At 73.2% G+C, this 16,312-nt stretch carries 15 protein-coding genes; 5 read left to right on the top strand and 10 right to left on the bottom strand.

Translation table 11 applies throughout. The features are described 5' to 3' along the window. Positions 1-35: 35 nt before the first annotated feature. The 3 genes from PSD17_RS17850 to PSD17_RS17840 all read right to left on the bottom strand — a co-directional run bounded on the left by PSD17_RS17850 (position 36) and on the right by PSD17_RS17840 (position 3,217). Positions 36-1,421: an NAD(P)/FAD-dependent oxidoreductase gene (locus PSD17_RS17850; RefSeq protein WP_041759281.1), complete on the bottom strand. Its 1,386-nt coding sequence runs from the start codon at positions 1,419-1,421 to the stop codon at positions 36-38. Positions 1,422-1,540: 119 nt separating this feature from the next. Next, positions 1,541-2,254 carry a uracil-DNA glycosylase gene (locus PSD17_RS17845; RefSeq protein WP_339123617.1) on the bottom strand — a complete coding sequence of 238 codons (714 nt, stop codon included), beginning with the start codon at positions 2,252-2,254 and terminating at the stop codon, positions 1,541-1,543. 9 nt (positions 2,255-2,263) lie between these two features. Then, entirely contained in the window at positions 2,264-3,217 is a 954-nt protein-coding gene (locus PSD17_RS17840) for a Ppx/GppA phosphatase family protein (RefSeq protein WP_013673094.1), read from the bottom strand. Between the two features lie 576 nt (positions 3,218-3,793). On the opposite strand from PSD17_RS17840, the gene PSD17_RS17835 reads away from it, so the two are divergent. Further along, complete coding sequence (locus tag PSD17_RS17835; protein ID WP_339123623.1) at positions 3,794-5,428, top strand: acyl-CoA dehydrogenase family protein; 1,635 nt, start codon at positions 3,794-3,796, stop codon at positions 5,426-5,428. On the opposite strand, the gene PSD17_RS17830 is transcribed toward PSD17_RS17835, so the two are convergent. Genes PSD17_RS17830 through eno form a run of 3 tightly spaced genes read right to left on the bottom strand, consistent with a single transcriptional unit; the run spans position 5,415 to position 7,752 of the window. Continuing rightward, positions 5,415-5,945, bottom strand: a complete 531-nt coding sequence (locus PSD17_RS17830; protein ID WP_103384135.1) for a DUF501 domain-containing protein — start codon at positions 5,943-5,945, stop codon at positions 5,415-5,417. The two genes, PSD17_RS17835 and PSD17_RS17830, sit on opposite strands and share 14 nt — an antisense overlap. Beyond that, complete coding sequence (locus PSD17_RS17825; RefSeq protein ID WP_013673091.1) at positions 5,942-6,457, bottom strand: FtsB family cell division protein; 516 nt, start codon at positions 6,455-6,457, stop codon at positions 5,942-5,944. Before PSD17_RS17825 ends, PSD17_RS17830 begins: the two co-directional genes overlap by 4 nt. 2 nt (positions 6,458-6,459) lie before the next feature. Beyond that, positions 6,460-7,752: a phosphopyruvate hydratase gene (gene eno / locus PSD17_RS17820; protein ID WP_013673090.1), complete on the bottom strand. Its 1,293-nt coding sequence runs from the start codon at positions 7,750-7,752 to the stop codon at positions 6,460-6,462. A 172-nt stretch (positions 7,753-7,924) separates the two neighbouring features. On the opposite strand from eno, the gene PSD17_RS17815 reads away from it, so the two are divergent. Further along, the gene (locus PSD17_RS17815; RefSeq protein ID WP_013673089.1) at positions 7,925-8,362 is read left to right on the top strand and encodes a tetratricopeptide repeat protein; all 438 of its coding nucleotides are present in this window, start codon (positions 7,925-7,927) and stop codon (positions 8,360-8,362) included. 14 nt (positions 8,363-8,376) lie between these two features. On the opposite strand, the gene efeB (PSD17_RS17810) is transcribed toward PSD17_RS17815, so the two are convergent. From efeB (PSD17_RS17810) to efeU (PSD17_RS17800), 3 genes are read right to left on the bottom strand one after another with little or no spacing between them, the layout of a single operon-like run. After that, entirely contained in the window at positions 8,377-9,624 is a 1,248-nt protein-coding gene (efeB, locus tag PSD17_RS17810) for an iron uptake transporter deferrochelatase/peroxidase subunit (RefSeq protein ID WP_339123614.1), read from the bottom strand. 8 nt (positions 9,625-9,632) lie between these two features. Next, positions 9,633-10,760, bottom strand: coding sequence for an iron uptake system protein EfeO (gene efeO / locus PSD17_RS17805; protein ID WP_339123613.1), 1,128 nt, complete (start codon positions 10,758-10,760; stop codon positions 9,633-9,635). A gap of 36 nt (positions 10,761-10,796) precedes the next feature. Then, positions 10,797-11,630 (bottom strand): iron uptake transporter permease EfeU, encoded by an 834-nt coding sequence (gene efeU, locus PSD17_RS17800; protein WP_013673086.1) that lies wholly within the window; start codon positions 11,628-11,630, stop codon positions 10,797-10,799. A 394-nt stretch (positions 11,631-12,024) separates the two neighbouring features. Here efeU (PSD17_RS17800) and efeU (PSD17_RS17795) point away from each other — a divergent pair, with 394 nt between their 5' ends. The 3 genes from efeU (PSD17_RS17795) (at position 12,025) to efeB (PSD17_RS17785) (ending at position 15,346) form a co-directional block, all read left to right on the top strand. Then, the gene (gene efeU / locus PSD17_RS17795; RefSeq protein WP_013673085.1) at positions 12,025-12,846 is read left to right on the top strand and encodes an iron uptake transporter permease EfeU; all 822 of its coding nucleotides are present in this window, start codon (positions 12,025-12,027) and stop codon (positions 12,844-12,846) included. Between the two features lie 32 nt (positions 12,847-12,878). Then, positions 12,879-14,018 carry an iron uptake system protein EfeO gene (gene efeO / locus PSD17_RS17790; RefSeq protein ID WP_013673084.1) on the top strand — a complete coding sequence of 380 codons (1,140 nt, stop codon included), beginning with the start codon at positions 12,879-12,881 and terminating at the stop codon, positions 14,016-14,018. A gap of 116 nt (positions 14,019-14,134) precedes the next feature. Next, on the top strand, positions 14,135-15,346 hold the full coding sequence (gene efeB, locus PSD17_RS17785) for an iron uptake transporter deferrochelatase/peroxidase subunit (RefSeq protein WP_339123622.1): 1,212 nt from the start codon (positions 14,135-14,137) through the stop codon (positions 15,344-15,346). Here efeB (PSD17_RS17785) and PSD17_RS17780 read toward each other — a convergent pair. Continuing rightward, positions 15,319-16,299, bottom strand: coding sequence for a MazG family protein (locus tag PSD17_RS17780; protein WP_132975214.1), 981 nt, complete (start codon positions 16,297-16,299; stop codon positions 15,319-15,321). The two genes, efeB (PSD17_RS17785) and PSD17_RS17780, sit on opposite strands and share 28 nt — an antisense overlap. Between the last annotated feature and the right edge of the window lie 13 nt (positions 16,300-16,312).

Genomic DNA, 16,312 nt, shown 5'->3' with positions numbered 1-16,312 from the left:
GCCACCGGCCCCGTCGAGGACGACGGTGCCCGTGCTCAGGCGCCGCTGACGACCCGCTCCTGCGTCGTCGGTGCCGACGCCGGGTTCTCCGCGGGCGGCATCGGGCGCGGCGCGGGCGGGCCCGCGACCCGGCTGAACTCCGCGCGCGGCTCGTGGATCTGCCCCAGCGCGACGACCTCGCGCCCCAGGACCAGGGCGCCCGTCCAGTCGAAGACGATCCGGACCCGGCGGTTCCAGGTGGGCATCCGGCTCACGTGGTAGGTGCGGTGCATGAACCAGGCGACGATCCCGCGCAGCTTGATGCCGTAGATCTCCGCGACACCCTTGTACAGGCCGAGGCTGGCGACCGAGCCGGCGTAGGAGTGCCGGTACTCGCTGAGCTTGCGGCCGCGGATGTGGGCGACGAGGTTGTCGCCCAGCACCTTCGCCTGCCGGACGGCGTGCTGCGCCGACGGGCTGGTCCGGGCTTCGGGGTCGTCCTTGGAGAGGTCGGGCACCGAGGCGCAGTCGCCGGCGCTGAAGACGTCGGGCATCCCGACGACCTGCAGCATCGCGGTGCAGTCGACCCGGCCGCGGGCGTCGCGGGGCAGGTCGGTGTTCTCCAGCATCGGGTTGGGCTTGACGCCCGCGGTCCAGATGATGGTGTCGGTGTCGAACGACTGGCCGTCGTCGAGCTCGACGTGACCGTCCACCATGGACACGACCCGGGTCTCGAGGTTGACCTCGATGTCGGCGTCGAGCAGGCGCTCCACGGTGTAGCGCCCGAGCTTCGGGCCGACCTCCGGCATGATCCGGTTGGCCGCCTCGACGAGCACCCAGCGGATGTCCTCGCGGTTGACGTTCTCGTAGTACTTGCTGGCGTGCCGGGCCATGTCGGCCAGCTCTGCCAGTGCCTCGATACCCGCGTAGCCACCACCCACGACGAGGAACGTCAGCAGCTTGCGACGCAGCCGCGGGTCGGTGGTCGTCGACGCGGCGTCGAGCCGCGAGAGCACGTGGTTGCGCAGGTAGATGGCCTCGCCGACGGTCTTGAACGCGATACCGTGCTCGGCCAGCCCGGGGACGGGCAGCGTGCGCGCGACCGACCCGGGCGCGACGACGAGCACGTCGTAGCCGAACGTGGCCTCGTTCCCGGCCGCGAGCTCGGCGACGACCTCGCGCTTCTCGTGGCTGATCGAGGTGACGCGTCCGGTGACGACATGGCAGCCCCGCAGCACTCGGCGCAGCGGCACGACGACGTGCCGGGGCTCGATGGACCCGGCGGCCGCCTCCGGGAGGAAGGGCTGGTAGGTCATGTGGGACTGCGGATCGATCACCGTGACGTCGGCCTCGCCGCGGCGCAGCTTCTTCTGCAGCCGCAGCGCGGTGTACATGCCGACGTAGCCACCGCCGACGATGACGATCCTGGTGGTCCGAGCCATGACTGGATTTTCCCACCAGACAGCCTGGAAAACCCAGTCAAGGGGGCCGATCGTGTTACGACACACGCCTGTGACGGTCAAGACGACCATTCGGGTGATACTCGCCCCGGTCGGGCCGATCAGCCGTCGATCAGACCAGCGGACCGGCCGGCGGCCCGGAGCACGTCCTCGAGCATCGCCGGCGTGAGCTTCCCGGTGAAGGTGTTCTGCTGGCTGACGTGGTAGCTGCCGAAGACCTGCAGCGGGCCCCGGCGCCCGGTCAGGACGACGTGCGCGCCGTGCCCGAAGCGCGGCCGGGGCCGGGGGACGTCCCACCCGTTCTCGCCGAGCACCGGCAGCAGCGACTGCCACCCGAACGCCCCGAGCACGACGACCGTGCGCAACGTCGGCGCCAGCAGCGCGAGCTCGGCGTCGAGCCAGCGGCGGCAGGTGTCGCGCTCCTCGGTCGTGGGCTTGTTGTCGGGCGGGGCGCAGTGCACCGGGGCGGTGATCCTGGTGCCGCGCAGGGCGAGCCCGTCGTCGGCCGAGACGGCGATCGGCTGGTTGGCCAGGCCGACGGCGTGCAGGGCGGCGTAGAGGACGTCGCCGGAGCGGTCGCCGGTGAACATCCGGCCGGTGCGGTTTCCGCCGTGCGCGGCGGGCGCGAGCCCGACGATCAGCAGCGCGGCGTCGGCGGGACCGAAGCCGGGGACCGGCCGCCCCCAGTAGGTCTGGTCGCGGTACGCGGCGCGCTTATCCGCGGCGACCTTCTCCCGCCAGGCCACCAGCCGGGGGCACGCGCGGCAGCGCGACACCTCGTCGTCGAGGAGGGCGAGCGTCGCGGGGGCGGACACGACGGCGGGTCAGGCGATCGAGCGGGCGATGCCGTCGAGGATGTCGTGCTCGGAGACCACGATCTCCTCGATGCCGGTGCGGGCGTGCAGCTCGTCGGCGAGCACGGAGACGATGATCGCGCCGGCGCCGATGACGTCGACCCGGCCGGGGTGCAGCGCCCCCATCGCCTCGCGCTCGGGCCGTGTCGCCGTCACGAGCCGGTCGGCCAGCGCGTGCAGGTCGGCGCGGGTGAGCCGGGACAGGTGCACGGCCACCGGGTCGTACTCCGGCAGGTCCTGCGCGATCCCCGACAGCGTCGTGATCGTCCCGGCGACGCCGACCCACGTCGCCGCACCGTCGAGCGGGACGGCGTCGAACGCGGCGTCGAGGATTCCGGCGGCCGTCTCGCGGGCGGCGGCGACGTCGTCGGCCGACGGCGGGTCGCCGGGCAGGCAGCGCTCGGTGAGCCGGACACTGCCCACGTCGACGCTGCGGGCGGCGCGGACGGTGGCGGTGCCGTCGTCGGAGAGGTCGCCGATGACGAGCTCGGTGGAGCCGCCGCCGACGTCGACGACGACGAACGGCCCGTCAGCCGGGTCGAGGTCACCCACGGCGCCGACGAAGGACAGCGTCGCCTCCTCGTCGCCGCTGATGACCTCGGCGTCGGTGCCGAGCACGTCGCGGACCATCCCGAAGAAGTCCTCGCGGTTCGAGGCGTCGCGCGTGGCCGAGGTCGCGACCATCCGCACCCGCTCGGCGCCCTTGCGGCGCAGGATCGCCGTGTAGTCGACGAGCGCCGCGCGGGTGCGCTCGAGCGCCTCGGGATCGAGCCTCCCGGTGGCGTCGACGCCCTTGCCCAGCCGGACGATCCGCATCTCGCGGTGCACGTCGCGCAGGTCGAACCCGCCGGAACCGGCGGTCACGTCGGCGACGAGCAGACGGATCGAGTTCGTCCCGCAGTCGATGGCAGCCACCCGGGGCATCGAGACTCCTCACGCGATCGCGGGCCGGACCTGCGTCACCGTACGCGGCACGGTGCCCGCGTTCGTGCGTGGACGGCCCCGAACGGGTGGACTCGCCGCTACCCTCGCACCGTGGTCAGCGCAGAATCGCACGGGGGCGGGCGGGCGACGCGGGACACGGCCGGGCGCGGCCGGGCAGCCAGCCGCACCCCGGAGGGCGGCACCCGCGACACACACGACCGCGGGGCGGCGGTGGACGCCGGGTCCGCGGTACCCGCCCCGCGACCGGCCGGGCCGACCGAGCCGGTCGAGGGTGGCGCAGCGTTGCCGCGCATCGACATCACCGGGATCGACAGCACCGGAACCGACAGCACCGGAACCGACGCGCGCGCGACGACCGACGACTCCCCCGGCACCGGCACCGGGGCCGAGAGCTCCCGGCACGGGAGCACCCCGCACTACGGCGCCCGGCCGAGCGGCGCGTCGCAGGGCGGACGGGCGGCTCCGGCCGGGAGCGGACGCGACGACGACCCGATCGCCGGTCCGGCGCCCTCGACCACCCGGCCCCGCGTGCCGCGCACCGTCCGCGCCGAACCCGTGCCGCCCGGACCGGGCGTCGACCTCGGGACGCACGAGGTCACCAACCAGCCACCTCCGCTGTCCGGGTACGACCCGCTGGCCTGCGACCCCGCGCTCGTCGACGCCGTCGAGCGGGAGGGTGCGGGCGGCGCCCTCCCGACGATGCGCCAGCTGGGCGAGCGGATCGCGTCGCCGGAGTACCGCGAGCACGCCCGGCTGGCCAACGAGAACCACCCGATCCTGCGCACCCACGACCGCTACGGGCACCGTGTCGACGAGGTCGAGTTCCACCCGTCGTGGCACACCCTGATGGACCTGTCCGTCGGCTGGGGTCTGCACGCGGCGCCGTGGCTGGCCGCCCCGGGGACGGGCGCGCACGTGGCGCGGGCCGCGGGGTTCTACCTGGTCGGACAGCTGGAGCAGGGGCACTGCTGCCCGATCTCGATGACCTACGCGTCGGTCCCGGCGCTGCGCCACGACGACGAGCTCGCCGCGGCCTACGTCCCCGGCCTCACCGCACGCGAGTACCAGCCCGGCCTCGCCCGTCCCGACAGCAAGACCGGCCTGCTCGCGGGCATGTCGATGACCGAGAAGCAGGGCGGGTCCGACGTGCGGGCCGGCACCACCGTCGCCACCCCGTCATCCGACGGTACCTACCGGCTGACCGGGCACAAGTGGTTCACCTCCGCCCCGATGAACGACCTGTTCCTGACGCTGGCCCAGGCCCCGGCAGGGTTGACCTGCTTCGTGCTCCCGCGCGTCCTTCCCGACGGCACGCGCAACGCGATCCGGCTGCAGCGGCTCAAGGACAAGCTGGGCAACAGGTCCAACGCGTCGGCGGAGCTGGAGTACGACGACGCGGTCGGCTGGCGGCTCGGCGAGGAGGGCCGCGGCGTCGTCACGATCATCGAGATGGTCTCGATGACGCGGCTGGACTGCGTGATCGGGTCGGCGTCGGTCATCCGGGCCGCGCTGACCGAGGCCGTGCACCACGTGACGCACCGTCGCGCGTTCGGCGAGCGGCTCGTCGACCAGCCGCTGATGCAGGCGGTCGTGGCCGACCTGGCGCTGGAGTCCGAGGCCGCGACCGCGCTGACGATGCGGCTCGCGGGCGCGGTCGACCGGGGTGAGACCGACTTCCTGCGGCTGGCGCTGCCCGCGTCGAAGTACCTCGTCTGCAAGCGGGCCCCGGCGGTCGTCGCGGAGGCGCTGGAATGTCTGGGCGGCAACGGGTACGTCGAGGAGTCGGGGATGCCGCGGCTCTACCGCGAGGCGCCGCTCAACTCGGTGTGGGAGGGCTCGGGCAACGTCACCGCGCTCGACGTGCTGCGCGCCGTCACCCGCGAGCCGGACTCGCAGGAGGCCGTGCTGCGCGAGATCGACGCGGCGGCCGGGGCGGACTCGTGGTTCGACCGGGCCCGCACCGAGCTGCGGACCGAGCTGCGCTCGCGCGAGCAGCGCACGGCCCGCAGGCTCGCCGAGCTGCTGGCGCTGTGCATGCAGGGCTCGCTGCTGCTGCGGTTCGCGCCGGAGGAGGTCGCGTCGGCGTTCGTGTCGTCGCGCTTCCTGCCCGACGGGCCGTGGCGCACCGCGGGCACGCTGCCCGCCGCGGCGCACAGCGAGGCCCTGGTCGAGCGGGTCAGTCCCGGGTAGCGGTCTCGTCGCCCGGCCGGTCGACGTGCACGCACGGCCCCGCGGCCCACCACTCGCCGACCTCGTCGAGCGCCTCGTCGCCGAACGGGTTGATGCCGCGCCCGCGCGCGAGCGAGTGCCCGGCGTGCACGTGCAGGCACTTGACCCGCCCGGGCATCCCGCCCGCACTGACGTCGGTGCCCAGCGGCTCGATCGCGTCGCGTTCGGCGAGGTAGGCCTCGTGCGCGCGCTGGTAGGCCGCGGCGAGCTCGGGGTCGGTCCGCAGCCGCTCGGTCATCTCGCGCATCCGGCCGTCGGCCTCGAGCGTGCCCAGCTTCGACGCCAGCCGCGAACAGGTGAGGTAGAACAGCGTCGGGAACGGGGTTCCGTCCTCCAGCCGCGGCGAGGTGGCGACGACCGACGGCAGCCCGCACGGGCAGCGGTGCGCGACCTCGCGAACCGCGCGCGGCGCCCGCCCGAGCTGGGCGGTCACGGCGGCCCGGTCGGCGTCGGAGATCGAGGGAGCCGGGGAGGTCACGGTGCGGGGGAACCTTTCGACACGTCGTTCCAGAGTCGCTGGAACCATGGCTGACCCGCGGCGATCTCGTCGGGGCTCGGCGGCGGGACCGGCAGCTCGACGACGTAGGGCACCTCGCCGGGCATGACGTACCCGAGCCGGCTGCGGGCCTGCGCCGAGACCTCGTCGGGATCGGAGAGCCGGGCACGTTCCTGGTTGAGCTGGTCGACCTGCGCGGCGAGCTGCTGCTGCTGACGGTCCATGTCGGCGAGCTGCTGACGCTGCGCCACGTAGTTGCGCAGCGGCACCGCCACGGTGAGCGCCAGCGCGCACACGACGACGGCGAGGATCGCCGCCCGGCGCGTCGAGGAGACGCCCAGGAACCCCGTCGTCGCGGCGACGACGCCGCGCGAGCGGGACCGGGTGAGCTGCGGCTCGCGTGCGCGACGGCTGGTGGGCGACGGGCGTGCGGCAGCCGATCCGCGGCCCCGGTCGCCCCGGGACCGGGCCCGCTCCTCGGCCGCTGCGGGCACGCTCAGCCCTGCGGTACCGCGTACCGCGGGAAGGCCAGCTCGCCGGCGTAACGCGCGGCGTCGCCCAGTGCCTCCTCGATGCGCAGGAGCTGGTTGTACTTGGCGACCCGCTCGGACCGCGCGGGCGCGCCGGTCTTGATCTGGCCGCAGGAGGTGGCGACGGCCAGGTCGGCGATCGTGGTGTCCTCGGTCTCGCCGGAGCGGTGGCTCATCATGCAGCGGTAGCCGGCCGACTGGGCCAGCGTCACCGCGTCGAGGGTCTCTGACAGCGTGCCGATCTGGTTGACCTTGACCAGCAGCGCGTTCGCGGCGCCGCGCAGGATGCCGTCCTCGAGACGCTCGGGGTTGGTGACGAACAGGTCGTCGCCGACGAGCTGGACCTTGCCGCCGATCGACTCGGTCAGCGACACCCAGCCGTCCCAGTCGTCCTCCGCCAGCGGGTCCTCGATCGAGACCAGCGGGAACTCGTCGACGAGGCCGGCCCACACGGCCGACAGCTCCGCCGAGCCCAGCTGCTTGCCCTCGTAGCTGTAGGAGCCCTTCTCGAAGAACTCCGTGGCCGCGACGTCGAGCGCGAGCACGACGTCGGTGCCCAGCGAGAAACCGGTGGTCTCGATGGCGCTGGAGATCAGCTCCAGCGCTCCGCGGGTGCCGCCCGCGACGTCGGGCGCGAAGCCGCCCTCGTCGCCGAGGCCCGTGGCCAGGCCGTTCTTCTTCAGCACCGCCTTGAGCGCGTGGTAGACCTCGGCCCCCCAGCGCAGCGCCTCGCGGAACGACTCCGCACCGATCGGCGCGATCATGAACTCCTGCACGTCGACCGAGGTGTCGGCGTGCGCGCCACCGTTGAGGATGTTCATCATCGGCACCGGCAGCACGTGCGCGTTGGGGCCGCCGACGTAGCGGAACAGCTCCAGGCCCGACGACTCCGCCGCCGCCTTCGCGACGGCCAGCGACACCCCGAGCAGGGCGTTCGCGCCGAGGCGGGACTTGTCGGGGGTGCCGTCGAGGTCGACGAGGCGCTGGTCGACGAGGCGCTGGTCGACCGCCTCCATGCCGGTCAGCTCCGGGCCGATCTCGTCGAGCACCGCGGCGACGGCCTTCTCGACGCCCTTGCCGCCGTAGCGCTTCGCGTCGCCGTCGCGCAGCTCGACGGCCTCGTGCTCACCGGTCGAGGCGCCGGACGGGACCGCGGCCCTGGCGAGGGTGCCGTCGTCGAGGGCGACCTCCACCTCGACCGTCGGGTTCCCTCGCGAGTCGAGGATCTCGCGTGCGCCGACCTGCTCGATGACCGCCACCAGTGCTCCCGTTCCTGCGGTTGTGCCGTGGATCCGGTGGGCCAGCCTAACCGGCCCGAACGGCGGCACCGCGCAGGAACCCGTGTGGTGTCGCACCCTTTCGCGCGAGCGGCCGCGCGGCGCGTTGTCAAGCCTCGCGGATCCCCTGCCCGCCCCCTACCGTGGAACGACCATGACGATGCCGCGGGGATCAGACGCACCGGAGCCCGACGACGACCGGTCCGGGACCGTCCACGACGTCTTCGCGTCGTTCCGCCGCGCGGAGCTGCTGCTGTCGGACCGGCGCCCGCTCGACGCGCTGCAGGCGCTCGGACCGGTGCTCGACAGCCAGCCGAACGACGCCTCCGTGCACCTGCTCGCCGGGCGCGCCTACTTCGACTCGGCGCAGCTGCTCCGCGCCGAGCAGGCGTTCAGCCGGGTGCTCGAGCTCGACCCGGCCGATCACTATGCGCGGTTCGCGCTCGGCAAGACCTTCCAGCGCCAGGCCCGGCTGTCCGAGGCGTTGGCGCAGCTCAAGATGGCCGCCGCGATGGACCCCCGGCCGGAGTACCAGGAGGCGCTCGGCGAGCTGCGGGCCCGCGTCGCCATGGACCGGGCCGAGCCGGCCTGACGGCCCGCTCACGATCAGGAGAACAGGGCGCGGCCCCACCAGTCGTCGGGGCCGGAGGTTCCCGGCGGCACCGCGAACAGTCCCGAACCGACGTGGCGGATGTACTCGTTGAGCGCGTCGCTGGTGCCGAGCTTGCGTTGCAACGTCACGAACTGGTTCGGGTCGCGCATGTAGGCGAGGAAGAACAGCCCGGCGTCGAGGGTGCCGGTCGTGGCGTCGATCCCGTCGGTGTAGGAGTAGCCGCGCCGCAGGATGCGCAGGCCGCCGTTGTTCTCCGGCGAGGCGAGCCTGATGTGGGCGTTCGCGGGGATGACGGGCCCGTCGGCGCCCGTCGCGGCGTAGTCGGGCGCGTCGAACTCGGCCTTGCCCGTCAGCGGTGCGCCGGAGTCCTTGAACCGGCCGAAGACGGCCTCCTGGTCGCCGAGCCGGTCACGGTCCCACGGTTCGACGAACATGCGGATCCGGCGGGCGACGAGGTAGCTGCCGCCGCCGAGCCAGCCCTGCCCGTCGGCGTCGGCGACCCAGACGTGCTGGTCGAGCGCGGCGTCGTCGGTGCCGACGATGTTACGGGTGCCGTCCTTGAACCCCATGAGGTTGCGCGGGGTCCCGCCGGGGTCGCCGTCGGCCGACCCCTGGGTCGACGACGTCTTGCCGAACCCCAGCTCCGCCCACCGGGCGACGACGGTGCCGCGCCCGATCCGGGCGAGGTTGCGCACGGCGTGGAACGCGACCTGCGGGTCGTCGGAACACGCCTGGACGGCGATGTCGCCGCCGCTGCGGGCGGGGTCGAGCAGCTCGCCGGGGAGCGCGGGCAGCGGCACGAACGCGGCGGGACGGCGGGCGGCCAGGCCGAAGCGGTCGGAGCCGTCCGGGCCGGTGAACAGCGACGGCCCGAAGCCGACGGTGACGGTCAGCCGCGCGGCGGGCAGGCCGGCGGCCTCGCCGGTGTCGGCGGGCGGCACCTGGTCGTCGGGCGGGGCGCCGGGGACGGCTGCGCCCCGGGTCATCGCCTCCGCCGCCGTCGTCCAGCTCTTCAGCAACTCGACGACGTCCGCGCGGCTCGTGGAGGTGACGTCGAACGTCATGAACGCCAACCGGTCCTGCACGGCCGTGGCGATGCCGGCCTGGTGCGGGCCGTGGAAGTCGACGACGTCGGTCGGTGCGGCGGCCGCCGACGGGGCACAGCCCGCGAGGGCCAGTCCCGCGCCGGCGGCGCCGGCCCCCGCGATGCCCTGCAGGAGCCGGCGCCGGGACAGTTCCATGGGGTGCGTCAGACCACCTTTCCCGCGACCTGCGAGAGCGGCTCGGCCAGCGCGTTGACCGAGTCCGCGAGCGAGCGCCGGTCCGTGTCGGTGACGGCGCCGTAGTCCTCGTAGCCGTTGCCGGACCTGTACTTCGCGAGCCCGTTGACGACGTCGGTGAACCGGGCCTCGAGCTGCTGGGCCAGGTCGGGGTCCGTGGCGGCGAGGGCGGGCTGCAGCAGCTCGAACGCCTTGCGGGCGCCGTCGATGTTCGCGGCGAAGTCCCACAGGTCGGTGTGCGAGTAGCGGTCCTCCTCACCGGTGACCTTGCTGGTCGAGACCTCGGTGAGCAGGTCCGACGCGCCGTTGGCGAGCTCGGCGGGCTGGTAGGTGTTCGTCGCGACCTTCGCCTTCAGCGTCGCGATGTCGGCGTCGAGCTTGTCGGCGACGGGCGCCATCCCCGCGAGCGAGTGGTCGGCCCACAGCGCCTTCTCGATCCGGTGGAAGCCGGTCCACTGCGTCGGGTCGGTGACGTCGTCGATCCGGGCGTCGATCGCGGGGTCGAGGTCGCCGAAGCTCTCGGCGACGGGCTCGATGCTCTCGTAGTGCACCCGGGCCGGGGCGTACGCCTGCTCGGCAGCAGAAATGTCCCCGGCACGCACGGCGTCGGTGAAGGTCTTCGCGGCGGTCTGCAGCTGGCCGACCTCGGTCACGACGTAGTCGTGGCAGGCCTGCGTCGCGGCGGTGAGCGAAGTGTCCGCCGCGGCGGACCCGTTGCCCTGCACGGTGAACGCCCATGTGTCCTTGGCCGCGCCCGGGCAGTAGACGCTGTAGGTGCCGGGGTCCAGGCGCAGCGAGAAGGCGCCGTCGAGGCCGGGGGTGATGTTCTCCTTCTCACCGAGGATCTTGCCGCCGCCCAGTACCTCGGCCTCGGTCACCTTGTCCGACGCCGGGTTGGTCACCGCGAAGTTCACCGGGCCCGTCGGAACGGTGGCGGGGTTCGGGCCGCAGCCGGCGTCGCTGATCTCGATCGAGACGTTCGTCGCGGGCGGGCCGCCCGCGGACGGCTGCGGCGAGCTCGCGCAGGCCGCGGCGAGCAGCCCGGCGGAGAGCACCGCGGCGGCGGCGCAGGCCGCGCGGGATCGGGTGGGGGTCACGGGTCGTGCTCCTCGATGGTGGAACGGGGTGGGGGGTCAGGCGACCGGCTGCGGAGCCGGCCTGCGCCGCTTCGTGGTGGGAGCGAGCACGTAGACCAACAGCGGGACGACGTAGACCAGCCAGACGAGGACCTCGAGGACCACCGGGTAGGGCTGGATGCCGAGGACGCCGGTCAGCAGGGACGAGACGGGCGTGCCGGGCAGGACGAGCCAGGACAGGTCGAACGCGCGCGTCTGGCCGATGTCGATCCAGCCGGCCTCGTGCGCGGTGTGCGCCGCCGTCATCAGCAGCCCCCCGGCCACGATCACGAGCACGGCGCCGGTGACCCGGAAGAACCGGGCCATGTCGAGCTTCACGCCGCCGCGGTAGATGCCGTAGCCGAGCGCGACGGCGACGAGCACGCCGAGCAGCGCACCCAGTCCCGCGAGCAGCGGTGACGTCGAGGCCTGGAACGCCGCGAGCAGGAACACCGCCGTCTCGAAGCCCTCGCGGAGCACGGCGAGGAAGGCCATGGCGACCAGTGCGGTGGTGGACCCGGCGACGAGCGCCGCGCCGGCCGAGGACTCCAGCGCACCGCGCATCCCGCGGGCGTGCCGGCGCATCCAGACGACCATGTAGGTGACCATCGCGACGGCCAGCAGGCCGATGACGGTCTCGAGACCCTCCTGCGCGGCCTGCGGCAGGTCGGCCGTGACGATCTCCAGCACGGTCCCGACGGCGAGGCAGAGAAGGATCGCGATGCCGACGCCGATCCACACCGACCGGAGGGCGTCGCGGCGCCCGCGGGCGACGAGGAAGCTCGCGATGATCCCCACGATCAGGGATGCCTCGAGCCCTTCACGCAGCCCGATGATGAACGTGGCGAGCACCCCGACGACCTTCTTTCCGCGACACCGGCTCGCACATTCCGCGCGGCCGGGCGAGACGAAGTTAGGTATTCCTGCGATTGGCTGTCAATAGCCTCGGATAACAGCGGAGCAATGCGTCGATCGTCCATTTGTCGGGTGTTTGTTCGATTACTCCCCGAGAATTCCGTCGAATCGGAGCAACGTCCCTTTCATCATGATCGGCACTGCTCGGCGACGCCTGTCCGATCATCTGCACGTTTCGTCCGAAACGTCCGCTTTGTGAACACGACGTCGCGCTCATCGAGATCAACCACCGCAAAGTGGCGAACCGGGACTACCGCCCGACTCCGGACTCAGGCTAGCCTCGCTGCGCACCTGAGCAGCCTCACCTAACGAAGCGGATGGAGACCCGAACGTGCTCGGCAACGCCCTGATCGGGCTACGGGAAGGCCTCGAGGCCGCGCTCGTCGTGAGCATCCTGGTCGCGTTCCTCGTCCGCACCGACCGGCGTGCCGAGCTGCCCAAGGTCTGGCTGGGCGTCGCGATCGCGGTGGCCGTGTCCGTCGGCGTCACCCTCGCGCTGACGCTCACCCAGCAGGCGCTCACGTTCGAGGCGCAGGAGGCGCTCGGCGGGACGCTCTCGATCGTCGCCGTCGCCTTCGTCACCTGGATGATCTTCTGGATGCGGCGCAACGCGCGGGCGCTGTCGTCGGAGCTGCAGGGCCGGCTCGAGGACGCGCTGCGGATCGGGCCGGTCGCCGTCGTCGTCATGGCGGCACTGGCCGTCGGCCGCGAGGGCCTCGAGACCGCGGTGTTCTTCTTCTCCGCCGCGGAGGCCGCGGGCGAGACGCTGCAGCCGTTGATCGGGTTCCTCGTCGGCATCGCGATCGCGATCGCGCTCGCCTACCTCATCTACCGCGGCGCCGTGAAGATCGACCTCGGGAAGTTCTTCACCGTCACCGGGCTGCTGCTGATCTTCGTCGCCGCCGGAATCCTCGCCTACGGCGTCCACGACCTGCAGGAGGCCGGCATCCTGCCCGGCCTCAACACCCTCGCGTTCGACGTCAGCGCGGCCGTCCCGGCCGACTCCTGGTACGGCACCCTGCTCAAGGGCATCTTCAACTTCTCGCCGCAGACCACCGTCCTCGAGGCGGTCGTCTGGGTCGCCTACGTCGCCGTGGTGCTGACCCTGTTCCTGCTTCCCGGCCGGCGCCGTGCCGCCGTCGCCACCACCTGACAGTCACAGCGCTGAACACCTCGAGGAGAACCATGTCACGCAGGACCGCGGCCTCCGTGCTGGCCGCAGCCGCGGCGGCGGCCGTGCTGGCCGGATGCACCAGCACCGCACCACCGAAGGAGGAGGTCGCGGGCCAGGGCGGGCCGATCGTCGTCAAGGCCGCGGACACCGCCTGCGACGTGTCCGTCAAGGAGGCCCCCGCCGGGACGATCTCGTTCGCGGTCACCAACACCGGCAGCAAGGTCACCGAGTTCTACCTGTACGCCACCGGCGACCGGATCATGGGCGAGGTCGAGAACATCGGTCCGGGGCTGACCCGCAACCTGATCGTCGAGGTCCCCGACGGCGGCACCTACACCACCGCCTGCAAGCCCGGCATGGTCGGCGACGGCATCCGCGACGCGTTCACCGTCACCGGCAACGCACAGCGCTCCGTCGACCAGAACACGCGCCTCGCCGAGGCCACCGCGGGCTACAAGCGCTACGTCAACTCGCAGATCGACGCGCTCGTGCCGAAGACGCAGGAGTTCGCCGACGCCGTGAAGGCGGGCGACGTCGCCAAGGCCAAGGCGCTCTTCCCGGTCTCGCGAACCTACTGGGAGCGCATCGAGCCGGTCGCGGAGTCGTTCAGCGACATCGACCCGAAGGTCGACGGCCGTGACGACGGCGAGCCCGGCGTCCCGTTCACCGGGTACCACCGCCTCGAGAAGGACCTGTGGGAGAGCGGCCTGCAGCCCGACTCGGCCGCCATGGCCGACGCGCTCGTCGCCGACATGAAGGACCTGCAGGCCCGCGTCGCGACCCTGGAGCTGACGCCGGTCCAGCTGGCCAACGGCGCCAAGGAGCTGCTGGACGAGGTCGCCACCGGCAAGATCACCGGTGAGGAGGACCGCTACTCGCACACCGACCTGTGGGACTTCAAGGCCAACGTCGAGGGCTCGCAGGCCGCGGTCGCCGCGCTGCGCCCCGTGATCGACGAGAAGGACAAGGCCCTCGGCCCGCAGCTCGACGAGCGGTTCGCCGCGGTCGACGCGCTGCTGGAGCAGTACCGCGCCGGCGACGGCTTCACGCTCTACACCGAGCTCACCGAGGACGACAAGAAGAAGATGACCGACGCCGTCGACGCCCTGAGCGAGCCGATCAGCCAGGTCGCCGCCGTCGTCACCAGCTGAGCGGACATCCTGTGACCGACACCGGCCAGACCGAACGCACCGTCCCCCCGAGCCCGCCGACCGACGAAGCGGGCGGCGGCCCGGGCGGGGGTGGCGGCGGGTTCTCCCGCCGGGCACTGTTCGGGCTGGCCGGTGCCGGCGTGGCCGTCGCCGGTGGCGCCGCCGCCCTCGGCTACGTGGCCGGCAGCTCGGCGGCCGAGCCTGCGCGCCCGGGCGTCGTCCCGTTCCGCGGGGTGCACCAGGCCGGGATCGCCACCCCGGCGCAGGACCGGCTGCACTTCGTCGCCCTCGATCTGACCACGACCGACCGCGTCGCCGTCGCCCGGCTGCTCGGACGCTGGACGGGCGCGGCCGAACGCATGACCCAGGGGCGCGAGACCGCCGAGAACGGCGCCGTCGGCGGCAACCCCCTCGCGCCGCCCGCCGACACCGGCGAGGCACTGGGGCTGCCGGCGTCGTCGCTGACGATCACCGTCGGCTTCGGCGGCTCGTTCTTCGACAAGCTCGGGCTCCAGGACCAGCGGCCACCCGCACTCGCCGACCTGCCGCCGTTCGCAGGCGACAACCTCGATCCCGCCCGCAGCGGCGGCGACCTGTGCATCCAGGCGTGCGCCGACGACCCGCAGGTCGCGGTGCACGCGGTGCGCAACATGGTCCGGGCGGGCTTCGGGACGACATCGGTGCGCTGGTCGCAGCTCGGGTTCGGGCGCACGTCGTCGACGTCCACGGCGCAGGCCACGCCGCGGAACCTGTTCGGCTTCAAGGACGGCACCAACAACCTGAAGGCCGAGGAACCCGACCTGCTCGACCAGCACGTCTGGGTGCAGCCCGGCGACGGCCCCGAGTGGATGACCGGCGGCAGCTACCTCGTCGCCCGCCGGATCCGCATGCACATCGAGACGTGGGACCGGACGTCGCTGCAGGAGCAGGAACAGATCGTCGGACGCAGCAAGGGCGAGGGCAACCCGCTGGGCAAGACCTCCGAGTTCGACCAGGCCGACCTGGCGGCCCGCGGGCCCGACGGCACACCACTCGTCCCCGCCGACGCGCACATCCGGCTCGCGTCGGCGGAGACGTTGAACGGGGTGCGCATCCTGCGCCGCGGCTACAACTTCGTCGACGGGACCGACGGCCGCGGCCGGCTCGACGCGGGGCTGTTCTTCATCGCGTTCGTCCGCGACCCGCAGACGCAGTTCGTGCCGATGCAACGGGCGCTCGCCCAGCAGGACCCGATGATGGAGTACCTGCAGCACACGGGCTCGGCGATGTTCGCCTGCCCGCCCGGGCTCGACGGCAGCGACTACTGGGGCAGCGCGCTGCTCGCCTGAGCCCGCCCGGCCCCGTCCCCGTCCGCCTCCACGGCGTCCCACGCGGCGCGCCAGGCGTCGCCGTCGAGCGCGTGCGCGTCCGCGCCCGACGCGGCGGCCGCCCGCTGTGCCCGCCGCACGTGCTCGGCGAAGCGGCGCGCGGCCGCACGCAGCTCGGCCTCGGGGTCGACCCCGGCGAGCTTGGCCCGCGCCGCGAGCGCGAACAGCTCCTCCCCCACGCCCGGGCCGGCGGGCAGCAGGTCGGCCGGGAACCCGGCACGGGCGGTACGGCTGGTGAGCTTGGCCGCGAGCGCGACAGCGGGCTGCCCGAGCGGCACCCCGTCGACGCTGGACTCGCGCTGCTTCTCCGCCCGCTTGAGCTCCTCCCACCGGTGCTGCTGGCGCTCCGCGGTGTCGACGGTCTCGCTGCCGGCGAACACGTGCGGATGCCGGCCGACCAGCTTGGCCACGAGGTCCCCCGCGACGGCGTCGACGTCGAACGGGTCCGTCGCGTCCTCGGCGGCGACCCGGGCGTGGAAGAGCACCTGCAGCAGGACGTCGCCCAGCTCCTCGCGCATCGCCGGGCGGTCGCCGTCCTCGACGGCCTCGTACAGCTCGTAGGCCTCCTCGACGAGGTACTGCAGCAGCGAGGCGTGCGTCTGCTCGGCGTCCCACGGGCAGCCGCCCGGCGACCGCAGCCGGTCCATCACGGCCACCGCGTCGAGCAGGGCGGCGCCCGCGGGCTCGGGCGTCGCGATCACGGCCTCGGCCGCCGCGACGACGGGGTGCGCGGCGTCGGTCGTGAGGACGACGGCGCCCGCGGGCGGGTCACCGACGAGCGGGCCGGCGCCCCAGGCGGCCGGGTCGGCGAGCTCGGCGGTGGCGAGCACGGCCGTGGCCGAACGCAGGGCCGGGACGGCCGCGGCCGGCAGGACCGCGCCGAGCCGTGCGGAGAGCAGGACGACGGTGGCCACGCCGGCCTCAGGG

This window comes from Pseudonocardia sp. D17, from assembly GCF_036984265.1.
GTDB classification, from domain to species: Bacteria; Actinomycetota; Actinomycetes; order Mycobacteriales; family Pseudonocardiaceae; genus Pseudonocardia; species Pseudonocardia benzenivorans.
The sequence above is the reverse complement of the archived record's forward strand: the minus strand, read 5'-3'. Positions and strand labels throughout refer to the sequence as shown.

Bases quoted from the DNA above. Each gene is read 5' to 3' on its own strand.
- PSD17_RS17840 (WP_013673094.1), bottom strand. From the start codon at position 3,217: ATGCCCCGGGTGGCTGCCATCGACTGCGGGACGAACTCGATCCGTCTG.
- PSD17_RS17850 (WP_041759281.1), bottom strand. From the start codon at position 1,421: ATGGCTCGGACCACCAGGATCGTCATCGTCGGCGGTGGCTACGTCGGC.
- PSD17_RS17815 (WP_013673089.1), top strand. From the start codon at position 7,925: ATGACGATGCCGCGGGGATCAGACGCACCGGAGCCCGACGACGACCGG.
- efeO (WP_013673084.1), top strand. From the start codon at position 12,879: ATGTCACGCAGGACCGCGGCCTCCGTGCTGGCCGCAGCCGCGGCGGCG.
- efeB (WP_339123614.1), bottom strand. From the start codon at position 9,624: ATGGAACTGTCCCGGCGCCGGCTCCTGCAGGGCATCGCGGGGGCCGGC.